Source organism: Pseudomonas sp. yb_9 (assembly GCF_043103635.1).
GTDB classification, from domain to species: domain Bacteria; phylum Pseudomonadota; class Gammaproteobacteria; order Pseudomonadales; family Pseudomonadaceae; genus Aquipseudomonas; species Aquipseudomonas monteilii.
Genome location: NZ_JBICKA010000043.1, coordinates 93,822 through 117,231, shown reverse-complemented (window position 1 = coordinate 117,231; position 23,410 = coordinate 93,822). Strand labels below are relative to the sequence as shown.

26 protein-coding genes, 1 tRNA gene and 4 pseudogenes are annotated in these 23,410 nt (G+C 59.1%); 11 read left to right on the top strand and 20 right to left on the bottom strand.

Features of this window, described 5'->3' with window-relative positions; genetic code table 11:
• Positions 1 to 269: 269 nt before the first annotated feature.
• The 5 genes and pseudogenes from ACF8MI_RS11705 to ACF8MI_RS11685 all read left to right on the top strand — a co-directional run bounded on the left by ACF8MI_RS11705 (position 270) and on the right by ACF8MI_RS11685 (position 4,591).
• Positions 270 to 1,472: a zinc-dependent alcohol dehydrogenase gene (locus ACF8MI_RS11705; RefSeq protein ID WP_392517547.1), complete on the top strand. Its 1,203-nt coding sequence runs from the start codon at positions 270 to 272 to the stop codon at positions 1,470 to 1,472.
• A 13-nt stretch (positions 1,473 to 1,485) separates the two neighbouring features.
• Positions 1,486 to 1,719, top strand: coding sequence for a PLD nuclease N-terminal domain-containing protein (locus ACF8MI_RS11700; protein WP_392517546.1), 234 nt, complete (start codon positions 1,486 to 1,488; stop codon positions 1,717 to 1,719).
• Positions 1,720 to 1,752: 33 nt separating this feature from the next.
• Positions 1,753 to 3,081: an SDR family oxidoreductase gene (locus tag ACF8MI_RS11695; protein WP_392517545.1), complete on the top strand. Its 1,329-nt coding sequence runs from the start codon at positions 1,753 to 1,755 to the stop codon at positions 3,079 to 3,081.
• Positions 3,082 to 3,164: 83 nt separating this feature from the next.
• Complete coding sequence (locus tag ACF8MI_RS11690; protein WP_392517544.1) at positions 3,165 to 3,704, top strand: type 1 glutamine amidotransferase domain-containing protein; 540 nt, start codon at positions 3,165 to 3,167, stop codon at positions 3,702 to 3,704.
• Positions 3,705 to 3,735: 31 nt separating this feature from the next.
• A pseudogene (locus tag ACF8MI_RS11685) lies at positions 3,736 to 4,591 on the top strand (SDR family oxidoreductase).
• 30 nt (positions 4,592 to 4,621) lie between these two features.
• Here ACF8MI_RS11685 and ACF8MI_RS11680 read toward each other — a convergent pair.
• On the bottom strand, positions 4,622 to 4,786 hold the full coding sequence (locus tag ACF8MI_RS11680; RefSeq protein WP_392517543.1) for a hypothetical protein: 165 nt from the start codon (positions 4,784 to 4,786) through the stop codon (positions 4,622 to 4,624).
• Between the two features lie 182 nt (positions 4,787 to 4,968).
• On the opposite strand from ACF8MI_RS11680, the gene ACF8MI_RS11675 reads away from it, so the two are divergent.
• The 3 genes and pseudogenes from ACF8MI_RS11675 to ACF8MI_RS11665 form a co-directional block, all read left to right on the top strand.
• The gene (locus ACF8MI_RS11675) at positions 4,969 to 5,472 is read left to right on the top strand and encodes a CinA family protein (protein ID WP_392517542.1); all 504 of its coding nucleotides are present in this window, start codon (positions 4,969 to 4,971) and stop codon (positions 5,470 to 5,472) included.
• A 456-nt stretch (positions 5,473 to 5,928) separates the two neighbouring features.
• Positions 5,929 to 6,393: a hemerythrin domain-containing protein gene (locus ACF8MI_RS11670; RefSeq protein WP_392517541.1), complete on the top strand. Its 465-nt coding sequence runs from the start codon at positions 5,929 to 5,931 to the stop codon at positions 6,391 to 6,393.
• 69 nt (positions 6,394 to 6,462) lie between these two features.
• Positions 6,463 to 6,687 (top strand): annotated as a pseudogene (locus ACF8MI_RS11665) (hypothetical protein); the annotation flags it as partial.
• A 137-nt stretch (positions 6,688 to 6,824) separates the two neighbouring features.
• On the opposite strand, the gene ACF8MI_RS11660 reads toward ACF8MI_RS11665, so the two are convergent.
• The 14 genes and pseudogenes from ACF8MI_RS11660 to thrS all read right to left on the bottom strand — a co-directional run bounded on the left by ACF8MI_RS11660 (position 6,825) and on the right by thrS (position 18,055).
• Positions 6,825 to 7,265, bottom strand: a complete 441-nt coding sequence (locus ACF8MI_RS11660) for a response regulator (protein ID WP_392517540.1) — start codon at positions 7,263 to 7,265, stop codon at positions 6,825 to 6,827.
• Positions 7,266 to 7,780: 515 nt separating this feature from the next.
• A pseudogene (locus tag ACF8MI_RS11655) lies at positions 7,781 to 7,993 on the bottom strand (DUF2188 domain-containing protein); the annotation flags it as partial.
• Positions 7,994 to 8,021: 28 nt separating this feature from the next.
• Positions 8,022 to 8,180: a hypothetical protein gene (locus ACF8MI_RS11650; RefSeq protein ID WP_392517539.1), complete on the bottom strand. Its 159-nt coding sequence runs from the start codon at positions 8,178 to 8,180 to the stop codon at positions 8,022 to 8,024.
• 38 nt (positions 8,181 to 8,218) lie between these two features.
• Positions 8,219 to 8,512 (bottom strand): DUF6555 family protein, encoded by a 294-nt coding sequence (locus ACF8MI_RS11645; RefSeq protein WP_392517538.1) that lies wholly within the window; start codon positions 8,510 to 8,512, stop codon positions 8,219 to 8,221.
• Positions 8,513 to 8,841: 329 nt separating this feature from the next.
• Positions 8,842 to 10,278 (bottom strand): annotated as a pseudogene (locus ACF8MI_RS11640) (IS1182 family transposase).
• Positions 10,279 to 10,573: 295 nt separating this feature from the next.
• Positions 10,574 to 10,650: transfer RNA gene (locus ACF8MI_RS11635), tRNA-Pro, on the bottom strand.
• A gap of 105 nt (positions 10,651 to 10,755) precedes the next feature.
• On the bottom strand, positions 10,756 to 11,112 hold the full coding sequence (locus ACF8MI_RS11630; protein ID WP_003250681.1) for a MerR family transcriptional regulator: 357 nt from the start codon (positions 11,110 to 11,112) through the stop codon (positions 10,756 to 10,758).
• On the bottom strand, positions 11,093 to 11,395 hold the full coding sequence (gene ihfA, locus ACF8MI_RS11625) for an integration host factor subunit alpha (protein ID WP_003250679.1): 303 nt from the start codon (positions 11,393 to 11,395) through the stop codon (positions 11,093 to 11,095). The genes ACF8MI_RS11630 and ihfA overlap by 20 nt, the downstream gene beginning before the upstream one ends.
• A 4-nt stretch (positions 11,396 to 11,399) precedes the next feature.
• Positions 11,400 to 13,781, bottom strand: coding sequence for a phenylalanine--tRNA ligase subunit beta (pheT, locus tag ACF8MI_RS11620; protein ID WP_060497298.1), 2,382 nt, complete (start codon positions 13,779 to 13,781; stop codon positions 11,400 to 11,402).
• Positions 13,782 to 13,814: 33 nt separating this feature from the next.
• Entirely contained in the window at positions 13,815 to 14,831 is a 1,017-nt protein-coding gene (gene pheS / locus ACF8MI_RS11615; RefSeq protein ID WP_060497299.1) for a phenylalanine--tRNA ligase subunit alpha, read from the bottom strand.
• A 109-nt stretch (positions 14,832 to 14,940) separates the two neighbouring features.
• Positions 14,941 to 15,297: a 50S ribosomal protein L20 gene (rplT, locus tag ACF8MI_RS11610; RefSeq protein WP_003250671.1), complete on the bottom strand. Its 357-nt coding sequence runs from the start codon at positions 15,295 to 15,297 to the stop codon at positions 14,941 to 14,943.
• A gap of 27 nt (positions 15,298 to 15,324) precedes the next feature.
• A complete protein-coding gene (rpmI, locus tag ACF8MI_RS11605; protein ID WP_003250667.1) occupies positions 15,325 to 15,519 on the bottom strand; it encodes a 50S ribosomal protein L35 in 195 nt (64 codons plus the stop codon).
• Positions 15,520 to 15,581: 62 nt separating this feature from the next.
• Positions 15,582 to 16,133, bottom strand: a complete 552-nt coding sequence (gene infC, locus ACF8MI_RS11600) for a translation initiation factor IF-3 (RefSeq protein WP_177337068.1) — start codon at positions 16,131 to 16,133, stop codon at positions 15,582 to 15,584.
• The gene (gene thrS / locus ACF8MI_RS11595) at positions 16,133 to 18,055 is read right to left on the bottom strand and encodes a threonine--tRNA ligase (RefSeq protein ID WP_060497300.1); all 1,923 of its coding nucleotides are present in this window, start codon (positions 18,053 to 18,055) and stop codon (positions 16,133 to 16,135) included. Before thrS ends, infC begins: the two co-directional genes overlap by 1 nt.
• Positions 18,056 to 18,392: 337 nt before the next feature.
• On the opposite strand from thrS, the gene ACF8MI_RS11590 reads away from it, so the two are divergent.
• Together ACF8MI_RS11590 and ACF8MI_RS11585 are read left to right on the top strand one after the other, a co-directional pair.
• Positions 18,393 to 18,698 carry a hypothetical protein gene (locus ACF8MI_RS11590; protein WP_016711340.1) on the top strand — a complete coding sequence of 102 codons (306 nt, stop codon included), beginning with the start codon at positions 18,393 to 18,395 and terminating at the stop codon, positions 18,696 to 18,698.
• Positions 18,699 to 18,860: 162 nt separating this feature from the next.
• Positions 18,861 to 19,073, top strand: a complete 213-nt coding sequence (locus tag ACF8MI_RS11585; RefSeq protein ID WP_003250656.1) for a cold-shock protein — start codon at positions 18,861 to 18,863, stop codon at positions 19,071 to 19,073.
• 73 nt (positions 19,074 to 19,146) lie between these two features.
• Here the strand turns inward: ACF8MI_RS11585 and ACF8MI_RS11580 are convergent, their stop codons facing one another.
• A complete protein-coding gene (locus tag ACF8MI_RS11580; RefSeq protein ID WP_060497303.1) occupies positions 19,147 to 19,467 on the bottom strand; it encodes an I78 family peptidase inhibitor in 321 nt (106 codons plus the stop codon).
• A 257-nt stretch (positions 19,468 to 19,724) separates the two neighbouring features.
• On the opposite strand from ACF8MI_RS11580, the gene ACF8MI_RS11575 reads away from it, so the two are divergent.
• Complete coding sequence (locus ACF8MI_RS11575; protein ID WP_060497304.1) at positions 19,725 to 19,937, top strand: hypothetical protein; 213 nt, start codon at positions 19,725 to 19,727, stop codon at positions 19,935 to 19,937.
• Here the strand turns inward: ACF8MI_RS11575 and ACF8MI_RS11570 are convergent.
• The 4 genes from ACF8MI_RS11570 to ACF8MI_RS11555 all read right to left on the bottom strand — a co-directional run bounded on the left by ACF8MI_RS11570 (position 19,909) and on the right by ACF8MI_RS11555 (position 23,410).
• Positions 19,909 to 20,910, bottom strand: coding sequence for a nucleoside hydrolase (locus ACF8MI_RS11570; protein WP_156867896.1), 1,002 nt, complete (start codon positions 20,908 to 20,910; stop codon positions 19,909 to 19,911). The genes ACF8MI_RS11575 and ACF8MI_RS11570 overlap by 29 nt on opposite strands.
• Positions 20,911 to 21,068: 158 nt before the next feature.
• Positions 21,069 to 21,467: a D-ribose pyranase gene (rbsD, locus tag ACF8MI_RS11565; RefSeq protein WP_016711344.1), complete on the bottom strand. Its 399-nt coding sequence runs from the start codon at positions 21,465 to 21,467 to the stop codon at positions 21,069 to 21,071.
• Positions 21,464 to 22,372 (bottom strand): ribokinase, encoded by a 909-nt coding sequence (gene rbsK, locus ACF8MI_RS11560; RefSeq protein ID WP_156867895.1) that lies wholly within the window; start codon positions 22,370 to 22,372, stop codon positions 21,464 to 21,466. Before rbsK ends, rbsD begins: the two co-directional genes overlap by 4 nt.
• 15 nt (positions 22,373 to 22,387) lie before the next feature.
• Entirely contained in the window at positions 22,388 to 23,410 is a 1,023-nt protein-coding gene (locus ACF8MI_RS11555) for a LacI family DNA-binding transcriptional regulator (protein ID WP_060497307.1), read from the bottom strand.

Below are 23,410 nucleotides of genomic sequence, written 5' to 3'. Positions count from 1 at the left end.
TGGTTGATTGGTCATCCTCTACGTACCGCTCGCTGAGAGTTTGGGCCCAACCTTACCCTCCAGAGGATAGTTAGCCTCTCATTTTCTCCCCGCTGACCAGCGGGGAGAAGCGCCGACACTTCAGAAGGCCACCGTGACTCGTCCGTTCTGTCATCTTGCCCAAAGTCAGAGATCCTTACCGTCTGACTCGTTGGTCTGAACTTTGATACTCGACATGGCTTCCCCTGCATACCCGCCCACAAACCTTACGGCTGCAGGAGCTGACGTGTATGAGAGCGCTGACCTACCACGGAGCACACGACGTCAGGGTCGATAACGTCCCTGATCCCATCATTGAACAAGCAGACGACATTATCCTTAGGGTCACCGCCACAGCGATCTGCGGTTCAGACCTACATCTGTATCGAGGCAAGATTCCGCAAACCGAAGCAGGGGATATCTTCGGCCACGAGTTCATGGGAATCGTCGAGGACACCGGAAGTGCAGTCACTGATCTACAGATTGGCGACCGAGTGGTGATTCCCTTTGTTATCGCCTGCGGCAGTTGCTTCTTCTGTCAGCACGATCTGTTTGCCGCCTGCGAAACCACCAACACTGGGCGCGGCTCAATCATCAACAAGAAGGCCATTCCGCCAGGCGCGGCGCTGTTTGGATACAGCCATCTCTATGGCGGTATCCCTGGCGGTCAAGCTGACTACGTCAGGGTACCCAAAGGTAATGTGGGCCCCTTCAAAGTCCCTACTGACCTCGCCGATGACAAGGTGCTTTTCCTGTCTGATATTCTGCCTACCGCTTGGCAGGCGGTCATTAATGCCGAAATTGGCCAGGGTTCATCGGTGGCCATCTACGGCGCCGGGCCAGTGGGTCTGCTGAGTGCCGCCTGTGCACGAATGCTCGGTGCGCAGACCATTTTCATGGTCGATGACAATGATTACCGACTGGTATATGCCCGTGACGCTTACGGGGTTGTCCCCATCAACTTCGAGCAGGACGACGATCCTGCAGACAGCATCATCCGTCAGACGCCAGGTATGCGCGGCGTTGACGCGGTGATCGATGCGGTCGGTTTCGAGGCCAAAGGCAGCACTGCCGAAACGGTGATGACGGCACTGAAGATTGAAGGCAGCAGTGGCAAAGCGCTGCGCCAGAGCATTGCTGCCGTGCGTCGTGGCGGCGTTGTCAGCGTCCCGGGTGTGTACGCCGGCTTTATCCATGCCTTCATGTTCGGCGATGCCTTCGACAAGGGACTTACCTTCAAGATGGGCCAGACCCATGTCCAGAAATACCTACCCGAACTGCTGGAGCACATCGAAGCAGGACGCCTGCAACCGGAACTGATCGTCACCCACCGCCTGGCACTCGAAGAAGCGGCCATGGGCTACAAGATGTTCGATCAAAAGCAGGACAATTGCCGCAAGGTTATCCTCGTGCCAGGCGCTGTGGCGGGCACCTTAGGCCGTGACTACGTGTAAAGGAGTCAAGGTCATGAACGGTCTCGCCAGCTACTTCTGGATTGCCGTAGCGGCAATTCTCTTATTCATCGACCTGTGGGCCATCGTGAGCGTATTCAGGAGCGACAAGACGGATAAGGTCAAGGCCGCCTGGGCTCTACTGATCGTGGCGCTACCGCTTGTTGGACTGGGTATCTGGGGCGTTGCTGGCCCGCGAGGCATCAAGCGAGGCTCTGGGCCCACTTCTGACGAGCACAGCAAAGGCTGACATTTCTGAGCACCACCTATAGGGGGTTGCAACATGATTGATCAAGCGACAGGCATGAAATTAGGCGAACGCTACAGCGTAGAGAACGTCGAGCGCGCCCATCAATTTCCCGGTTTCTTTCTGGATGGAAAATACTACCTTGGCCCTGAACTGCTGACGGCTGTCGGCTGGCTCGAAGGGACAAAGTTCATCTATGACAGCCTGGATGCGGAAGGCGAGCCAGTCTTCCCGGATCGGGTGGCAGGCACCCTCGAGGGGCTGAAATTGGTGCTGATCGACGGCACGGCCCTTGAGCTTTCGAGGATAGAAGCCAGTTCCATCCTCGCGTCGGCGGCTGACGAGCCGGAGCAAGATCCACCGCCAGCCGAGCCGTCACGCCCAGCACCGACAAAAGGCCCGTTGCGCGGCAAAGTGGTGGTCATCACCGGCGCTTCAAGCGGCATAGGCAGGGCCGCCGCGCATGCGTTTGCCTGCAAAGGTGCTCGCCTGGTGCTGGCCGCACGCGATGAAGAAGCGCTGTTCGATGTTTTGGACGAGTGTACCGATTGCGGGACGGACGCCGTGGCAATCACCACCGACGTGACCCGCAGCGACGAGGTGCAAGCACTGGCCGAGCAGGCCGCCGAATTTGGCCAAGGAAGGATCGATATCTGGGTCAACAACGCCGGCGTTGGCGCGGTCGGCAGTTTCGAGGACACGCCATTGGAGGCGCATGAACAGGTCATTCAAACCGACCTGGTCGGTTACCTGCGCGGCGCCCATGTGGCCCTGCCCTACTTCAAGGCGCAGCGTAGTGGCACCCTGATCAACACGCTGTCACTCGGCAGCTGGATTGCCCAGCCCTATGCAGCGGCGTACTCGGCAAGCAAATTCGGCCTGCGTGGCCTGACCGACGCGTTGCGGGGAGAGTTGACGGAATTTCCCGACATCCATGTCTGCGACATCTACCCAGCGGTCATGGACACGCCGGGCTTCAGAGATGGGGGCAACTACACCGGCCACATCCTGACCCCGCCTGGGCCGATCTATGATCCCGAATTGGTGGCAAAGGCCATGGTGGCATGCGCTATTTCCCCTCGTGCGCACACTACAGTCGGCGCCGCCGCCCGCGTCGCCCATCTGGCCAGCTTCCTGGTTCCAGGACTACCGCTGCTTTCCGGATGGCTGACACGCTGGGGCTTGAGCCGCAGTCCCAGTGCAGCGATTTCATCGGGCAATCTGTTCGAGCCACCCAGTAGCCGACGCAGCGTGGACGGCGGCTGGCGAAACCGCAAAGACAACAAGCCGTTGTTAGTGAGTGCGGCAGTCCTCGGCATCATTGCCGGGTTAGTCATTTCTCGCACCTCGCGCAAGCGCCGCTGATTTGAACCACTCAGCATCGCGCAGGAACTTTGCCTGCCGGTGCCGGCCCCTATATGAGGCCTATCGGTACGAGGAGATGAACGATGAGTGCACAACTGAACGGCAAGCGCGTGGCCTTTCTGGTCACCGATGGCTTCGAGCAGGTAGAGCTGACGGGCCCACGTGAAGCCTTGGAAAACAGCGGTGCGGTGGTCGATATTCTAGGTGAAAAGGAAGGTGTGGTTCGTGGCTGGAACCATGACAAGCCCGCCGACGAATTCGCCGTTGATGCGACGTTCGACGCTGCCCACCTCGACCTCTACGACGCATTGGTGCTGCCTGGCGGCGTGCAGAACTCCGACACCATCCGGCTGATCCCCGGTGCGCAAAAACTGGTGAAGAGCCATGACGCGGCTGGCAAGCCGCTGGCCGTCATCTGTCACGGTGCCTGGCTGCTGGTGTCCAGTGGTTTGGCCAAGGGCAAGCGGATGACCAGCTACAAGACATTGCAGGACGACATTCGCAATGCGGGTGGCAATTGGGTGGATGAGCAGGTGGTGGTGGACGGCAACCTGATCACCAGCCGCCAGCCCGACGATATTCCGGCATTTAATGAGCAGTTGATCAAGGCATTGGCCGGCTGATTTCGCGTTCGAAACTGCAGGAGCTTTCACCATGAGCGAGTACCCTACCCCTCCATTCCCGTCGCAACCGCAAAGCGTTCCCGGTTCTCAACGCCAGATGGAGCCCTATCCGGACTGTGGTGAGCAGACCTACACCGGCAACAATCGCCTGGAAGGCAAATCGCCTTGATTACCGGCGCCGATAGCGGCATCGGGCGCGCAGTAGCTATTGCCTACGCTCGGGAGGGCGCTGACGTTGCCATTTCCTACCTGGATGAACATGAAGATGCGAAAGAAACCGCGCGCTGGGTTGAGGCTGCTGGCCGCCAATGCCTGTTGCTGCCAGGCGACCTAGCGCAGAAACAGCATTGCTACGACATCGTCGACAAGACCGTGGCGCAGTTTGGTCGTATCGATATTCTGGTGAACAACGCCGCGTTCCAGATGGCTCATGAGGGCCTGGACGAGATTGACGATGATGAATGGGTAAAGACCTTCGATACCAACATCACCGCCATTTTCCGCATTTGCCAGCGCGCGTTGCCCTCGATGCCCAAAGGCGGCTCGATCATCAACACCAGCTCGGTCAACTCCGACGACCCGTCACCCAGCCTGTTGGCGTATGCCGCCACCAAGGGGGCCATTGCCAATTTCACTGCGGGCCTGGCTCAATCACTTGGCAAGAAAGGCATTCGGGTCAATAGCGTGGCGCCCGGGCCGATTTGGACACCGTTGATCCCTGCCACCATGCCCGATGAAGCCGTCAGGAACTTCGGTTCGAGCTACCCGATGGGCGGCCAGGACAACCTGTGGAAGTATCGCCGATCTACGTCTTGCTGGGCTCCGATGAAGCGAGTTACATCTCGGGCTCACGCTATGGGGTAACCGGCGGCAAACCCATCCACTGAAGGCATTGCTGAGGCCAGATATTACTGGCCTCAGTGCTTCTTCTCCCCTTCATGCCGCGCTGTTTTCTGCGCGGTGGAGTCATGATCAGTGCCTGACGAGCCATCCGGTCGATGCGCATCGTGGTCGCGTTCTTCTTCACCCTGTGGTTTTGACGGTTCCTGCGGTGTATGCCCGGCGTCGGTGTGCTTTTTCATGGCCTCCCCTACCCTTATGTCTATCATTCAAATCGCGGTTCGGAGCACGGCTCCGTGTTCCCTACATTGATGTCCACACGGGCAATAAAGTTCAGGTCAAGAAACCAAGCGAACCTGCGCTAAACCGGTGAACCATTTACCTGACGGATACGTCCACCGCAAAACAACGAGTCGACACCAAGATGGCAAGTGATCCCGTACTGGCCGTGCTCGGCTATCTCAAAGACCACCACCTGGTACTCACCACTGCCGAGTCATGTACAGCAGGCTGCATGGTCGCTTTGTTGGCGGCCTTCCCAGGTACGGGCGAGGTACTGGAAAGCGGCTACGTCGTGTATTCGCCCTCCGCCAAGAAGCGGCTGCTAGGTGTGAGTGCGGAAACTATCGAACGGTACGGGCTGACTAGCGAGCCAGTTGCCTGGGAAATGGCACTAGGAGCATTGAAAGACAGCGATGCCAACGTCGTTATTGCAACGACGGGGGTAGCCGGGCCTGGCCCAGCATCAGGAGTTTTACCCGGCACGCTGTGCTTCGCGTGGGCGTTCGCCGGCGAGCCGATTGCCGTGTTTACCCGTACCCAGCGATTTTTTGGAGAGCGAGCGCAGGTCATGCACGACGGCGCCGTCTATGGGCTCACCCGGCTGATCCATTATCACGAGCGCTGGCTACGTGGGGAGCGCGCCTGAGGGGTATAACTGTGACGGATGATGAATTGTTGTCCAGACAGCACCCTCTCCGGGAAGACATGGCCATGCAACAGCGCGTTTGGCGCTTCGAGCGTGTGAGTGGGTACGAGCTGGTAGTCATTGTCTTATTTGGGTTGGCCGGCGTCTTCGGCATGCGTCGAGCTCGGCTAACGGGAGACAACATCCTCGAATCCAACATAGGGCAAACAGCCTTGATCACTGCGTCGGCGTTTACTCCGATATGGTTCATCCAGCCACCGGCAGTTTTTTGGCAATCTGCCGCAGGGCTTGACCCATCTCGCGGCAATGCGCGCCGCACTGGCGATTGGCGGTCAAGGGCCAGAGCGCTAAAACAGATCGGCCTTACGCCAATCATCATCATCGTTGAACCCTGCCGTTGTCGGCAACTCAACTCCTAGGAAGTCAGTATTTCTCCGCCCGTGACGAGGTGCCTCCATGAATGCTATCGATCTGCTGATTCAAGACCATAAGGTAGTCAAGAAACTGCTGGAAGAACTCTCATCGACCACTGAGCGTGCCGTAAAAAAACGCGCTGATCTGCTGCAACGCATCGAACTAGAGCTGCAAATCCACACCGCGTTGGAAGAGGACATTCTCTATCCAGCGATCAAGGAAGCCGGTGGTAAAGAGGAGGCCAAGATGTATTACGAGGCCAAAGAAGAACACCGGACAGTTGACTCACTGGTACTCCCTGACCTGCTTCATACGGAAACCGGCACGCTCGAATTCGCCGGTCGAGTGAAGGTGATGAAGGAGCTGCTTGAGCATCACATCGAGGAAGAGGAAGGTGAGCTCTTCCCCACCGCGAAGAAGCTTCTCGGTAAAGATCAATTGGAGGCGCTGGGACAATCCATGGAGACCCACAAAAAAGTGCTGAAGAGCGAACAGCGCGCCGCTTGAATCAAACGCGCGTTGCCGGATTAGCGATCTGACAATTGCGTCATGAATTGACGATTGGAATAGGGGCTGATGGAGAATTGGATCGAATTGCTGGAATGGCCTGCCATGGCGGTCACGGTATTGGCAGCCTGGTGTATCGGTTCGCACCGTCCTAGACGACGAATGGTGGGTTTCTGCTGCTTCATCGCCAGCAACCTACTGTGGTCAGTCTGGGGCTGGCAGGCCGAAGCTTGGGGATTGATTGTGCTGCAAGTAGTGCTTTTCCTCATGAATCTACGGGGGTGGAGGAAAAACAAAAAAACCACGAAGAAGAGCCAGGGGGCAACTGGTACCCCACCAGACGACCTGACTGACTTAGGCACGCAGAAGCCCTTCTCTGAGAGTGTCAGCCGCAGAATCATTCACGAGAAAGACCGTAAGGTGAACCTGACCTAGAAACGCCCCGGAAACGAAGCTCCCGATGATTGAGTGGAATGCTGTCCTTGCTTGGGGAGCGCCCGCTCTATCGCCGCGGTCAGCTCATCGAGAGACCAAGGTTTGAAAAGGTAGATTACTGGAGGGGTGACTTGCGAAGCATCCAGTTGATAGCCCGAGGTGAGGATGGCAGGTAACCCAGACCACTTCTCATGCGCCATCGAGATGAACTCCATTCCCTTGATACTGCCGGGAACCTCATGGTCTACAACCATCAGGGAACACTCACCTTTGACACCCATCAGGTGGATCAAGGCATCTTCGGCATTGCCAAAAGCGTCGCAGCCTGCGCCGAGCTCCACCAGGATGTCCACCAAGAGCGTTCGCAACGTTTCATCGTCCTCTACCACAACGACTGTCATCCCTGACAGTGACAAACCCTCTACATCGAGTTTCATCAACCTCTCCTGTCCATAGCGGAAGAACTGAGTTTTCCACTCGTTGTTGCATACGTCCATGGCGGCATATGGCCATGCACCATTCAATCCTCTTCACCTTCCCAAACATGGCCCGGACCTCTCGCAAAAAGATCTCCAGGGTCTTTGGGCCTATGTCTTCAAAGGACAAAATCCAAAGCTTGAAGTCTTCACTACTAAGGTCGCCAGCCTGCAGCGCCTTAAGTTGAGCCGCGCACTTGTCTTCCAATCGGCTTGCCAGTGCATGGAGACGCCGGGCGGTGGTCTCATCATAACGAGCATAACCCCCCTGTCCGAGCAGACGGACAAGCGTCGAGTGCGAGCAGCGAGCGAGTTTGCCCAGTGTGCCCGCTCCGTACTGATAGACAGGACTCGATAGGTCTGAACAGCAACGCTTAAGCGTATCCGTTTTCCCATCAGAAAACTGGCGAGCAACCACCTGAACAAGCTGTCGCCGCTCGTGAGATCGATTGCGAGATCACGCACTCTGACAGTGTTCAGCCCTTGGTTCGACGTGGGTCACCCGGGCGAGGGAAAGTGCGCTCCTCCTCAATCGAGCCATCTGCTTTTTGAATTTTTACAGAGACCGTTTTGCCTTCAAAGAAATCCGGCAGCATGATGACCAGCTCCTGATTCGTCGCAGCCCGCTTGGATGCCCGGTCAACACCGGCTTTCTTTTACTCCCATCCATCCGACGTCGGCCTAGGGTGTTAGTTGTCCATGGTCTTCTCCTCCCAGCTAAATTGACTGGCCATCATCCTGCACGTCTTCCTCGGCTTCCGCTGCTTCCGTGGCGTCAGCGTCATTCAAGGGCGGGGAGGTGGGCTTATCCGGGTCGTTAATGTAGGGGACGTCGCTTGGTCCCTTCTCTTCGGTACCCTCGGTCTTCGGTTGCATGGTAAAACCTCCAAGCTGATGGATCAGGTTGTCCGGTATTAAGTGCCTTCAGCAGCCCCTGAAAATTTCCCAACATCAATAGGCTGAGGAACGAATTCAGGGCCCTGTCCAGCCAGCCGCCATTTCACATGCGCAATGCCATAGCGCTCGGCCACGGGGCGGGTAACCAGCTTAATTTTTTGCTGACCGAATCTGGGGATGATGCCAACGCCGGCATCGCAACTGGCCCAATGCCAGGCGACCGTGTTATCCATCTTTTCCAGGCGAATGATGAATGCGCGGCGCTCTCCGTGAAGCTCATATTCGATTACATACAACCGTTCGTTCGCCACGAGAATCACTCCTGATTTTCATCCTTAGTGGAGCAGCCGCAGAGCCAAAAAATTCCATTTGAAAAATTAACTGACATAGGCTTATCCCATCGTCCGCGTAATACCTACCTCCAGTGCGAAATGAGAATGCTCGGCAGACTTGACTGCTATCGACCCAGGCTGTGTGAAAACGCAAGTAAGTACGTCGAGTAGCGAAAGAAGCTGGCCCCCTGTAAATTCAGCAGATGTAAGTGCAGATCTACCTCAGTCGGGCACTAGGCGCGGCCTGGGCTATCTGGGCCGCGGCAGCGGCCCAGATAGCCGTATACGGACGCATAAAACGCTTGGACTCATTTCCTGATCGCCTCAATCAGCCCAGCGATGCCGAAGATGCTCATCATTCGTTTGAGATTGTAAGCAAGCACGTGAAGGCTCATCTCGGTGCTTACCCTCGGCAGGGTTTTGGTCAGGAAGTGGGGGCTTCCCATCCAGTATTTGAGCGTTCCGAAGGGATGCTCCACCGTCTGCCGGCGAACCTTCATCGTTCCGGGGTCATGCTCCAATCGGATCTGCACCGCTTCGACTACCGTTTCATGCTCCCAGCGCTTCAATCGGCGTTCCTTACCCGTCGTACACTGCTTCTGCATGGAGCAACTTTGGCAGCCAGAGAACCAGTAGGAGTGCAGCAACATGCCGTCTTCCACCATAGAATGCCGGCGAGTCAGTAGTTGATCCGCCGGGCATCGGTATTCATCCGATGCAGCGATGTAGCTGAAGTCCTGCTTGCCGAATCGGCCTTCCGCTTTGCTGCTTGATGTCAGCGGCTTCGGGACAAAAGTGGTGATCCCGGCCTGCTCGCAAGCAAGGATCTCCGGACCTTTGTAATAGCCTCGGTCGGCGACCACTGTCAGCGACTCAACGCCGATCTCTTCGCGTGCCTGGTTCGCCATATTGCTCAACTGTGTTCGGTCATTGCCAACATTGGTGACTTCATGAGCAATGATCAGATGGTGTTTGTCATCGACTGCTGTTTGTACGTTGTAGCCAACCGTGCCAGTACCTCGGCCACTCGTGGCCATTGAGCGTGCATCAGGATCGGTAAGAGATATTTGCTGATCTGGGCTGGCGTGAAGCTGCGCTTCAATGTCCTTGAGCTTCGTCATCTGCTGTTTCAGCTTTTCTATTTTTTCGCTCAGCCGTTCAGTCTTGGCCTCGGCGACCTCGGGCGCTGCCCGATCCGCCGAATCCATCGCCGCAAGATAGCGGTCAATGCTCTGCTCGATCTGCTGCATGCGCGCCTTGATCTTGCCCTGGGTGAAGTTGCGGTCGCGGTTATTGACGGCTTTGAATTTGCTGCCGTCGATGGCAATGATTGACTGGGAGAAAAGATTGAGATTGCGGCACAGCACTACGAATTGCCGGCACACGCTGCGAATGGCTTTGCCGTTGTCCCGGCGAAAGTCGGCAATCGTTTTGAAGTCGGGAGCCAACCGGCCCGTTAACCACATCAGCTCGACATTGCGCTCTGCCTCTCGCTCAAGCCGGCGGCTGGACTGAATTCGGTTGAGATAGCCATAGATGTAGATTTTCAGCAGGACTGCTGGATGGTAGGCCGGACGACCCGTTGCAGCCGGATCGACACCCTCGAAGCCGAGTGCTCCCAGGTCGAGTTCATCGACGAAAACGTCGACCACCCGAACTGGGTTTTCTTCGGTGATCTAATCATCCAGGCACTCCGGCAGCAGCGTGACTTGCGTCCGGGCCTCACCTTCAATGAACCGTTTCATGATCGTCCCCGCCACGATCTCGACGATCAGAAGGTTAGACAATCGCAGGGGTTTTCACACAGCCTGGGTCGAAAACGGCCATTCTAGATTCACCGGACCAAGCATCTAACCATCAACCCATAGAGCTAAACGGTTCTGAGCAACCCTACTCCCGGATTCTGATGTGGAACCAGCATGGGAATTCAATCGACATCTCGGTGGGGCAAAAAGTGGGGCAAAATTGCTGACCAGCTAAAATCGATCAGGCATAAAAAAATCCAGACACCGTTAAGTGACTGGATTTTTTGGAGTTTTTTGGTCGGGACGGAGTGATTCGAACACTCGACCCCTTGCACCCCATGCAAGTGCGCTACCGGGCTGCGCTACGCCCCGACTACATTCTCATAACCTCTGAGAACGATGAAGAATCTAACCTAACTCTCTGATAAATGAAACCTTTTTCTCAAAAAAATTTCCACCCATCAGAAAAAGCCCAGCTCACTTCTTCAACACGACCAACACATCCTCCAATTCAACAATCATCTGCCGAATCAGCTGCTTGTACTGGCTCGATTCATCCTTAGCCTCATCACTGGAAAGCCGCAACCGCGCCCCGCCAATGGTGAACCCCTGGTCATAAAGCAGCGCACGAATCTGGCGAATCATCAGCACGTCCTGCCGCTGGTAATACCGCCGGTTACCCCGCCGCTTCACAGGGTTAAGCTGGTCGAACTCCTGCTCCCAATACCGCAGCACGTGTGGCTTTACCGCACACAGCTCGCTCACTTCACCAATGGTGAAGTAGCGTTTACCCGGTATGGGGGGCAGTTCGTCGTTATGGCTTGGTTCCAGCATAGGCCTCAACCCGGGCCTTCAACTTCTGCCCTGGACGAAAGGTGACGACGCGCCGTGCGGTGATCGGGATCTCTTCCCCTGTCTTGGGGTTGCGGCCCGGCCGCTGGCGTTTGTCGCGGAGGTCGAAGTTGCCGAAACCGGACAGCTTCACCTGCTCGTTCTCTTCAAGTGCGTGCCGAATTTCTTCGAAAAACAGCTCGACCAGCTCCTTGGCCTCACGCTTGTTAAGCCCCAGCTCCTCGTACAGCCTTTCGGCCATCTCAGCTTTCGTCAGAGCACCCATGCCGTTATTTCCTTAACGTGGTGTTCAACCTTTGTTCGAGCGAGGTGAGGATGTTTTGCAGGGTAGTGTTCACCTCATCGTCGTTAAGAGTGCGCGATGGATGCTGCCAGGTCAAGCCGACGGCAAGGCTTTTTCTATCAGGATCAATGCCTTTACCTTGGTAGACATCAAACAGCCTGAGGTCTGTGAGCCATTCGCCTGCATTGTCACGAATTAATTCAAGCACCGCGCTAGAAGGCACATCACGTCCTGCAATCAACGCCAGGTCACGACGGGTTTCCGGGAACTTGGACAGCTCGCGGAATTTCGGCAGGCGGCCCTCGACCACGTCGCCCAACACCAGCTCAAACAGGAACACCGGGCGGTCCAGGTCCAGGGCTTTGGCCAGCTCCGGGTGGATGGCGCCAAGGTAGCCGACCAGCTTGCCATCACGCTCGATGGCGGCGGTTTGGCCTGGGTGCAGGGCTGGGTGCTTGCCGGCGCTGAAGGTGAAGTCGCTCAGCGCGCCGGAGTAACCCAGCAGGGCTTCCACGTCGGCTTTAACGTCGAAGAAGTCGACGCCGTCGCGGCCGTTGGCCCAGCCTTCTGGCAGGCGGCTACCGGTGATAACGCCGGCGATCATTGGCTGCTGTTGCAGGTCGCCCAGCTGGCCGACGAAGCGCAGGCCGCTTTCGAACAGGCGCACGCGGTCTTGCTGGCGGTTCAGGTTGTGCTGCAGCGCCTTGACCAGGCCCGGCCACAGGGACGCGCGCATGGCGGCCATGTCGCTGGAGATGGGGTTGGCCAGCAGCAGTGGCTCTACGCCCGGGCTGAACAGTTCGAACAGTTTCGGGTCGATGAAGCTGTAGGTGATGGCTTCCTGGTAACCGCGGGCAACCAGCAGGCGGCGCAAGGTTGGCAGGTCACCACGGGTTTCCGGCTTGCCTTGTGGGGCCAGGCGGGCTTGCGGGTAACGTACCGGCAGGTTGTTGTACCCGTACAGGCGGGCCAGCTCTTCGATCAGGTCCACTTCCAGGCTGATGTCGAAACGGTGGCTTGGGACGGTGACAGTCCACTGCCCTTCCCCATCACGGGTCGTGGTCAGCTCCAGGGCGTTGAGCAGTTGCTCGACCTGGGCGGGGTCCATTTGCATGCCGAGCATCTGGGTGATGCGTTCGTCACGCAGGGTGACCGGGGCCACGCTTGGCAGGTGCTGTTCGCTGACGGCTTCGACGACCGGGCCGGCTTCGCCGCCGACGATGTCCAGTACCAGCTGGGTGGCGCGCTCGAGGGCTTCGCGGGCCAGCTGCGAGTCGACGCCGCGCTCGTAGCGGTGCGAGGCATCGGTGTGCAGGCCGTAGGAACGGGCTTTACCGGCGACGGAAATCGGCTCGAAGAAGGCGCTTTCCAGGAACAGGTCGCGGGTTTTTTCGGTGTTTACACCGCTGTGCTCGCCACCCATGACGCCAGCGATGGCCAAGGCGCGGGTGTGGTCGGCAATAACCAGGGTGTCGGCGCGCAGGGCAACTTCCTGGCCGTCGAGCAGGACGAGTTTTTCGCCCTCTTCAGCCATGCGGACGCGGATGCCGCCGTTGATTTCTGCCAGGTCGAAGGCGTGCATCGGCTGGCCGAGTTCGAGCATCACGTAGTTGGTGATGTCGACGGCGGCGTCGATGCTGCGCACGTCGCTGCGGCGCAGGCGCTCAACCATCCACAGCGGGGTGGGCTTGCTGAGGTCGACGTTACGGATAACGCGGCCCAGGTAGCGCGGGCAGGCGACCGGGGCGCTGACTTCGACCGGGCGCACTTCGTCGTGGGCAGCCGGTACGGCTGGCACCACCGGGCGGGTGACCGGGGTGTTGTACAGGGCGCTGACGTCGCGGGCCAGGCCGGCGATGGACAGGCAGTCACCACGGTTCGGCGTAAGGCCGATTTCGATGCTGGCGTCGTCCAGGCTCAGGTAGGTGCGAATGTTTTCGCCAACCGGGGCGTCGGCAGCCAGCTCCAGCAGGCCATCGTTTTCTTCGCTGATCTGCAGCTCGGCAGCCGAGCACAGCATGCCGAAGGATTCGACGCCGCGCAGCTTGGCCTTCTTGATCTTGAAGTCGCCTGGCAGTTCGGCACCGATCATGGCGAACGGGATCTTGATGCCTGGGCGGGCGTTAGGGGCGCCGCACACGACCTGGAAGGTTTCCTGGCCGTTGCTTACCTGGCACACGCGCAGCTTGTCGGCGTCCGGGTGCTGCTCGGTGGCGAGGATTTCGCCCACGACAATGCCGCTGAACTGGCCGGCAGCGGGGGTTACGCTGTCGACTTCGAGGCCAGCCATGGACAGGCGGGCGACCAGTTCGTCACGGGAGACTTGCGGGTTTACCCAACCGCGCAGCCACTGTTCACTGAATTTCATGCTGTTCTCCTGAAAGTTGCGTCGGGCATTGACCTAGCGGAATTGCGCGAGGAAGCGCAGGTCGTTGTCGAAGAACAGACGCAAATCGTTGACGCCATAGCGCAGCATGGCCAGGCGCTCGGCGCCCATGCCGAAGGCGAAGCCCTGGAACTCTTCCGGGTCGATGCCAGACATGCGCAGCACGTTCGGGTGCACCATGCCGCAGCCCATCACTTCGAGCCAGCCGGTTTGCTTGCACACGCGACAGCCATTGCCGGAACACATCACGCACTGGATGTCGACTTCGGCGGACGGCTCGGTGAACGGGAAGAACGATGGGCGGAAACGTACCGCCAGTTCTTTTTCGAAGAACACGCGCAAGAATTCTTCGATGGTGCCCTTGAGGTCGGCGAAGTTGATGTCGCGATCGATCAGCAGGCCTTCGACCTGGTGGAACATCGGCGAGTGGGTGATATCCGAGTCGCAGCGGTATACGCGGCCCGGGCACACAATGCGAATCGGCGGCTGGGTGGACTCCATGGTCCGCACCTGCACCGGCGAGGTGTGGGTGCGCAGCAGCATGTTGGCATTGAAGTAGAAGGTGTCGTGCATCGCCCGGGCCGGGTGGTGGCCGGGGATGTTGAGCGCTTCGAAGTTGTGGTAGTCGTCTTCCACCTCTGGGCCTTCGGCAATGCCGTAGCCGATGTGGGTGAAGAACTGCTCGATGCGCTCGAGTGTACGGGTGATCGGGTGCAGGCCACCGGTGGCCTGGCCACGGCCTGGCAGGGTGACGTCAATGCATTCGGCAGCCAGGCGAGCGCTGAGCTCTGCCTCTTCAAAGGCGGCCTTGCGGGCATTGAGCACAACGGTGACGCGCTCTTTGGCGTCGTTGATCAGCGCGCCGATTTTCGGGCGCTCTTCGGCTGGCAGGTTGCCCAGGGTCTTCATCACCTGGGTCAGCTCGCCCTTCTTGCCGAGATAATTTACCCGGATCTGTTCCAGGGCATTGATGTCTTCAGCGCGCTCCACGGCCTCCAGGGCTTGAGAGACCAGCGCATCCAGGTTTTCCATGTACAGACTCCAGATACGAAAATAGGGGAAGAGCTTTGAAGGCTCTTCCCCTATCGATGACGTTCAATGCCCGGCGACGCTAGCGCCGCCGGGTGATTGCCTCGGGTACTTAAGCCAGAACGGCTTTAGCTTTCTCGACAATCGCAGCAAACGCCGCTTTTTCGTTCACTGCCAGATCGGCCAGAACCTTACGGTCGATTTCGATCGAAGCCTTTTTCAGGCCAGCAATCAGACGGCTGTAGGACAGACCGTTGGTGCGGGCACCGGCGTTGATACGAGCGATCCACAGTGCGCGGAACTGACGCTTCTTCTGACGACGGTCACGGTAGGCATATTGACCAGCCTTGATGACAGCCTGCTTGGCAACGCGGAATACGCGCGAGCGCGCACCGTAGTAGCCTTTAGCCAGTTTCAGAATTTTCTTGTGACGCTTACGAGCGATGACGCCACGCTTAACACGAGCCATGAGTAACTTCCTCTATCTAAACCAGAATTAACGTACGCGCAGCATGCGCTCGACTTTTGCCACGTCAGACGGGTGCAGCAGGCTGGCACCGCGCAGTTGACGCTTACGCTTGGTCGACATTTTGGTCAGGATGTGGCTCTTGAAAGCGTGCTTGTGCTTGAAGCCGGAAGCGGTCTTCAGGAAGCGCTTCGCAGCACCGCTCTTGGTTTTCATTTTTGGCATGTTGGAACTCCGCATTCGATAAAAATTACACAATAATCATCAGGCCTGCCGTGCCCGGGAGATTACTTCTTCTTTTTGGGGGCGATGACCATCATAAGCTGGCGTCCTTCCATCTTAGGATGCTGCTCAACGGCGCCGTATTCGGCGAGGTCGGCTTCGACCCGCTTCAACAGCTCCATGCCCAGCTCCTGGTGGGCCATCTCACGGCCGCGGAATCTCAGAGAGATCTTGGCCTTGTCCCCATCGGTAAGGAAACGTACCAGGTTGCGTAGTTTTACCTGGTAATCCCCTTCTTCCGTCCCTGGACGAAACTTGATTTCTTTGATCTGGATCTGCTTCTGGTTTTTCTTGGCTTCGTTGGCCTGCTTCTTCTTCTCGAAGAGGTGCTTGCCGTAGTCCATGACCTTGCAGACGGGCGGTTGCGCGTCTGCAGAGATTTCTACCAGATCCAGCTTCGCTTCATCAGCGATACGAAGCGCTTCATCAATCGAGACGATGCCAATCTGCTCGCCGTCAGCGCCAATTAACCGAACCTCGCGTGCCGAGATATTCTCGTTGATCGGGGCTTTCGGTGCAGTTCGTTTATCGTTTCTCATTTCACGCTTAATAGTCATTACTCCGATTCTAGGCGACCGCGCTGGGCAACAGCGCTGTTGAGCAGCTGCGTGAATTCAGCCACCGGCATGGAGCCGAGGTCTTTGCCTTCACGGGTGCGTACGGCGACGGTCTGCGTTTCGACTTCGCGATCCCCTATAACCAAAAGGTACGGGACCTTGAGCAAAGTATGCTCGCGGATTTTAAAGCCGATCTTCTCATTTCTCAAGTCCGACTTGGCACGGAAACCGCTACCGTTCAGGGTATTTTCTACCTCGAGGGCAAAATCGGCCTGTTTGTCGGTGATATTCATGATCACAGCCTGGGTTGGCGCCAGCCACGCCGGGAACACGCCAGCGTAGTGCTCGATCAGCATGCCGATAAAGCGTTCGAACGAACCAAGGATGGCGCGGTGCAGCATGACCGGGCGTACTCGGCTGTTATCTTCGGCGATGTAGCTGGCATCCAGGCGCTCTGGCAGGTTCGGGTCGTACTGCAGGGTACCGCACTGCCAGTTACGGCCGAGGCAGTCGCGCAGGGTGAACTCGATCTTCGGGCCGTAGAAGGCGCCTTCGCCTGGCTGGTATTCCCACTCCAGGCCGGATTCGTTCAGGGCGTCGGCCAGTGCACCTTCGGCACGGTCCCACAGCTCTTCGGAGCCCACACGCTTGGCCGGGCGGGTCGACAGCTTCATGGCGATGTCGGTGAAGCCGAAGTCCTTGTACACGTCCAGGGTCAGCTTGATGAAGTCGGCGGCCTCTTTCTTCACCTGCTCTTCGGTGCAGAAGATGTGCGCGTCGTCTTGCACGAAACCACGCACGCGCATGATGCCGTGCAGGGCGCCGGACGGCTCGTTACGGTGGCAGGCACCGAACTCGGCCAGGCGCAGTGGCAGGTCGCGGTAGCTCTTCAGGCCCTGGTTGAATACCTGCACGTGGCACGGGCAGTTCATCGGTTTTACCGCGTAGTCACGGCTTTCCGACGAAGTGGTGAACATGTTCTCGGCGTAGTTGGACCAGTGGCCGGAACGCTCCCAGAGGATGCGGTCGACAACCTGCGGGGTCTTGATTTCCTGGTAGCCGTTGACGCGCTGAACCTGGCGCATGTACTGCTCAAGCACCTGATACACGGTCCAGCCGTTGGCGTGCCAGAACACCATGCCCGGGGCTTCTTCCTGCAGGTGGAACAGGTCGAGCTGCTTGCCGATTTTGCGGTGGTCGCGTTTTTCGGCTTCTTCGATGCGCTGGATGTACGCAGCCAGCTGCTTCTTGTCGGCCCAGGCGGTGCCGTACACGCGTTGCAGCTGCTCGTTCTTGGCATCGCCGCGCCAGTAGGCGCCGGACAGCTTGGTCAGCTTGAATGCCTTGAGGAAGCGGGTGTTCGGCACGTGCGGGCCGCGGCACATGTCGACGTATTCTTCGTGGTAGTACAGGCCCATGGCCTGCTCGTCCGGCATGTCTTCGACCAGGCGCAGCTTGTAGTCTTCGCCACGGGCGGTGAACACGTCGATGACTTCGGCACGCGGGGTCACTTTCTTGACCACGTCGTAGTCTTTGTCGATCAGCTCCATCATGCGCTTTTCGATGGCGGCCATGTCTTCTGGGGTGAAGGGGCGCTCGTAGGCGATGTCGTAATAGAAGCCTTCATCGATGACCGGGCCGATCACCATCTTGGCGGTCGGGTACAGCTGCTTCACGGCGTGGCCAACCAGGTGGGCACACGAGTGACGAATGATCTCCAGTCCCTCTGCATCTTTAGGGGTGATGATCTGCAGGGTGGCGTCGTGGCTGATCAGGTCACAGGCGTCGACCAGCTTGCCGTCGACCTTGCCGGCCACGGTGGCCTTGGCCAGGCCGGCGCCGATGGATGCGGCGACTTCGGCTACGGATACGGCGTGATCAAACGAACGTTGACTGCCATCGGGAAGAGTAATAACGGGCATGGCGCCTCCTCTCCTAGTGGTGACCCCTACCAAAGGTCACGTGGGTTGGGATGAGCCAGTACAAGATCCGACCTGCCCTCCTTTACAGGAAGCCTGCCTCACAGTGGCAGAAGCCTTTCGGCTTGCGAGGGACGAACCAGAGTGACTGGAAAGAAAAAAGATAGCTGCAAGCTGAACGTTGTCAGCTGCAAGCCGGGCATGCTAGCACGCGGGTTGCACGCCAGGCAGAAATATTTGGAAATTACGGACTTCGGCTGAACTAACGCGGAAAAATTCCTATCAGACCTTGGGAAGCAACCTACTCTTGATGAGACCTTAACCCAAGGAGTAACTGGTTATGCGAGTTCCGTCTCTTCTGGCCCTGGCGGCCGCTGGGGCCCTGCTGCTGCCGATGGCGGCGAACGCTGGCAACTTCCCACCAGGCAAGGAAGCTGGCTACATGGCCCAGTGCACGCAAGTGGCCAGCGGCCAGGGCGTTGACGCCGCGACCGCGAAAAAACACTGCGACTGCGGCGCCCAGGCCATCAAAAAGAATTTCACCGACGCGGAGATTGCCGACCTGGACAGCAACGACGGGGTGGACGCCAAGCTGATGCAGAAGGCCCAGACGGTCGTTCAGCAGGCGTGCAAGCCTAAGAGCTGAAACCTTAAAGCCAGGATCAGCCAGCCATTCTTTGAGCTGGATCAATATCCTGCGAAGGTAAAAGGCGCTAGATGCGCAGAATTAGACTATGATGTGTCCCGTGCTCCGTAGCCTCGGCCGCATTGCACCACTGAAAAAACTAAATGTTCTGGAGATTCACCCATGTCCAATCGCCAACAAGGCACCGTCAAATGGTTCAATGATGAGAAAGGCTACGGCTTCATCACCCCAGCAGGCGGCGGCGACGACCTGTTCGTTCACTTCAAAGCCATCGAATCTGACGGTTTCAAGAGCCTGAAAGAAGGCCAGACTGTATCCTTCGTCGCCGAGCGCGGCCAGAAGGGCATGCAGGCTGCACAGGTTCGTCCGGAGTAATTCGGATAGCTGTAAAAAAACCCGCCCTTGTGGCGGGTTTTTTTATGGGTGTTGCACCCGCCTGTACAGGCCTTCAACCGCAGTTAACGCGGGTGACCTTGCCTTGCTCGTCTACATTCAGGTTCAGGCGCTCGGAACGGTACTCCAGGGTGACCACGTCGTGCGGCTTGAGTATACGTGCCATTTGCGAGCCACTGGCCTTGCGCGCCTGCTCCAGCAGCTCGGCACTGCCTTGCTTGCCAATGGCGAAATCGGCACCGCTGGCCTCGCAACGGCCATCATTGCCAGCCGCTGCGGCTGGTGCATCGCCACCACCTGAGTTACCGCCAGTGCTGCAACCAGCCAGGACAGCAGCCACCGCCAGGGTTGCCAACATTGCACGGGTACGGAACATGAAGCCTCCTAAATCGATCTGGGAACTGCCTGTTCCGACAGCTCCACCAAGAATTCGTTGCAAAACCGCGCAAGTCTGCCTGAACCGGGCGCCCTGAGCGAAAGGCAATCGTGACCGAATTTTACCAGTCAGCCGACGAGGCGCTTGGTTTGCGCTGCAAAGTCATGATTTACTTTAGGAAGTGAAGGCACAGTGCCTCCCCGAATACCAGGATCCGGTATTCGCCCCTCCGCCCCGGGCCCAAGCGAGAGCCTTTCATGAGCAGCCACAGCATCGATGCCGATATCAAGGTCAAATGGGCCGAAGGCCAAAGCGCGTACAGCCCTGGCACGCCGGAAGAGTTGCTGCTGATCGCCGTCGACCTGCTGGTACGCGACCGCGGCGCCGAGGCGGCGCGCAGCTTCGTCGACCAGGTGCTTGAGCGCTTTGCACCGCACCCGGCTATTCCAATCGCGCCAAACGGTCGCTGAGCAGGTCGAAAAGGCCTTGGGCATCGCCCTCCTCCACCCACATCACGTTGGCAGGCTGCTTGAGTACGCCGTACCAGTCGGCAAGGGTCTGGCCGAAGGCCGGGCCTTCGCGGCTGTCGATGCTCATGTGGATGCGCCGGCCACTGAACAACTCGGGCTTTAGCAAGTAGGCGATGACGCTGGCGTCATGCACCGGGCCACCGGGCATGCCGTACAGGTCCATGTCGTGGGTGATGTAGGCGTTGAGGATATCCACCACCCGTTTACTGGCCTGATTGTTCACCGCGGCCAGTTGCTTTAAGCGAGCGTCGCTGGTCAGCAGCTTGTGGGTGACGTCCAGCGGCAGATAGGTGAGCTGTACACCACTGGCCAGCACCACCTGGGCTGCATGCGGGTCGGCGTAGAGGTTGAATTCCGCTGCCGGGGTGATGTTGCCGCCGTTGAAATGGGCGCCGCCCATGACCACCACTTCCTTGATGCCTTTGGCGATTTCCGGGCGCTGGACCAATGCCAGGGCTAGGTTGGTCTGCGGGCCCAGCATGGCCACGGTGATGCTGTGTGGTTTGGCGGCGCCGAGGGTGTCGACCAGATATTGCACGGCGTTGCCTTGTGCCAGGGGCTTCTTCGGTTCGTGTACGGGGACGCCGGTCAGGCCTTCTTCGCCGTGGACGTCGGCGGCGTAGATGGGCGTGCGTACCAGCGGGCGGGCGGCACCGGCATAGACGGGGATGTCTTCACGGCCGGCCCATTCACGGGCCAGGCGGGCGTTGCGCGAGGTTTTGTCCAGGCGGACGTTGCCGGCCACGGTGGTGATGGCGCGGATGTTGAGTTCGTCGGGCGAGGCCATGGCCAGGAACAGCGCGACCACGTCGTCGGCGCCGGGGTCGGTGTCGATGATCAGGTCGATCGGGGCGGCCTGGAGGGTGGTGGCGGTGGCCATGAGGGCGAGTCCTTGTAGCAGGGGTTTGAGCATGGTGTGGCACTCCTGTTGCCTGAGTAGTAATTTCCGGGGCTGCTTTGCAGCCAATCGCCGGCAAGCCAGCTCCCACAGGTACAGCGCCGCCCCCCCCAAGGCTGATGACATCCCTGTGGGAGCTGGCTTGCCGGCGATCGGGGGCAAAGCCTCCGCCTTCAAAAGGTGACGCCGGAGATCAGGGCGATGTTGCTGTAGGGCTGGCACTCGCCCGTACGCACCACGGCGCGGGCACTGCGCGACAGCACCTTGAAGTCTTCGTGGCTCAGCCATTCCCGCTTGCCCAGCTTGCCTTTCAACCGCTCGATCTCGACCAGTGCCGGTGGCACCACTTTCTGCATTTCTTCGGCCAGTACGTGCCGCTCTACCTGCAGTTCGCTCAGCACCGCCCGCAAGACACTGGCGAAATCCGGCAGGCCTGGCGTAACGGCCAGGTCGATCAGCTCCACGCCTGGCGGTACCGGCAGGCCGGCATCGCCGATCACCAGAATGTCGCCATGCCCCATGCCCGCGATGGTCCGCGACAGGGCAACGTTCAGCAACGGGGTTTTCTTCATGGCGTAAGCTCCGCCAGATAGGGAATCGATGGCTGTGCACCGGCGCGGGTAACCGACAATGCCGCCGCACGCTGGCCAAAGGCGATGGCCTCGCCCTCCCCCAAGCCCCGAACCAGACCGGCGGCGAAACCACCGATGAAGGTGTCGCCGGCGGCAGTGGTATCCAGCGGCTGCACCACAGGCGCCGGGAAATGCTGGTGGCCCTGTTCCGTCACCAGCAAGGCCCCTTGAGCCCCCAGGGTTATGATCACTTTGCCCGCCCCCATCTGCCGCAAGCGTTCGCCTGCGCGACGGGCACTGTCCTGGTCGGTTACCGGCATGCCGGTCAGGGTTTCAGCCTCGCTTTCGTTGGGCGTGAGGTAATCGATGCGGGCAAACCACTCCGCCGGCAAGGGGCCGGTGGCAGGCGCCGGGTTAAGGATGACTTGCTTGCCCAGCTCACGGGCCCTGGCCAAGGTCCAGGCCACGGTTTCCACCGGCACCTCAAGCTGGCAGATGACCACCTCGGCCGCTTGCAACAGGGCATCGAAGCGTTGCACCGACTGCGGCGTCAGCAGGCCGTTGCCGCCGGGGATGATGACGATGCAGTTCTGGCTGGCCGCATCCACGGTAATCAGCGCCACACCACTGGATACGCCAGGGCAGGTACTGACACCCTGGCAGTCGATGCCCTCTACATACAAGGCGCGGTGCAACTGCCGGCCATAATCATCGTCACCCACATTGCCGATCATGGCCACGCTGCCGCCCAGCCGCGCCACGGCCACAGCCTGGTTGGCGCCCTTGCCGCCCGGCACGGTGAAAAAGCTTTCGCCGGGAAGGGTCTCGCCGGCCCGGGGCAAGCGCTGGGCGCGGGCCACCAGGTCCATATTCAGGCTACCCACTACCACGACCTTGGCACTCATGATATTTCCTTAGCGTTAGCGGTAATCGTTGAACAGGTCCGGGCGCGGCCCGGTGGATTCGCGCAACACGATGCGCGGGGCGACGATGCGTTGTTCTGCCGCGCCTTGCCGGGGTGCAGCGATGCGTGCCAGCAACAGCGAGGCGGCGTTTTCGCCCAGCTCACGGATGGACTGGCCCACGGTGGTCAGCGGCGGGTACACGTAGCGGCTGAGCTCGATATCGTCGAAGCCGATCACCGACAGCTCACCGGGTACATTGATATTGCGCTCCGCGGCAGCACGCAGCACACCAAAACCGATCATGTCGTTGCCGGCAAAAATCGCCGTTGGCCGCTTGCCCTCCAGCACCTGCGCTGCCGCTGCGTGCCCGCCGGGGCTGGTGAAGTCGCAATGCAGCACACGATTGCCCTGCACCTGCGCCCCGGTCTCGGCCATGGCCCGACGGAAGCCGCTCAGGCGCAGCTGGGTAACCCCGGTTTCGGCGGGGCCGCCGATGTAGGCGATATCCCGATGGCCCAGTTCCAGCAAATGCCGGGTAGCCAGGTAGGCGCCCTGCTCGTGGTCGATGCGTACCAGGTCGGCATCGACGCCTTCCAGCTCGCGGTCGACGATCACCATTGGCGTGCGCACGCTGGCCAGGCTTTGCAGCAGGTCACTGTCCTGGCCTACCGAGGCCACCACCAGACCGTCGATGCGCTTTTCCAGCAGCACCCGCAGATAACTGCGCTGCTTCTGCGGGTTGTCGTCGGAGTTACACAGGATCACGCAGTAGCCGTTGCGCTCGCAGGCATCTTCGATACCCCGTGCCAGCTCGGCGAAGTAAGGGTTGACGCTGTTGGGCACCAGCAGGCCGATGGTGGCCGTGCTGCGCGCCTTGAGCGAACGCGCCACGGCGCTGGGCACGTAGTCCAGTTCAAGGATGGCGGCTTCGACCTTCTGCCGCACGTGTTCGCTGACGGGTCGGGTCTTGTTCAGCACATGGGACACGGTGGTGTAGGAAATGCCCGCCAGTGCCGCGACGTCTTTGATGGTTGCCAT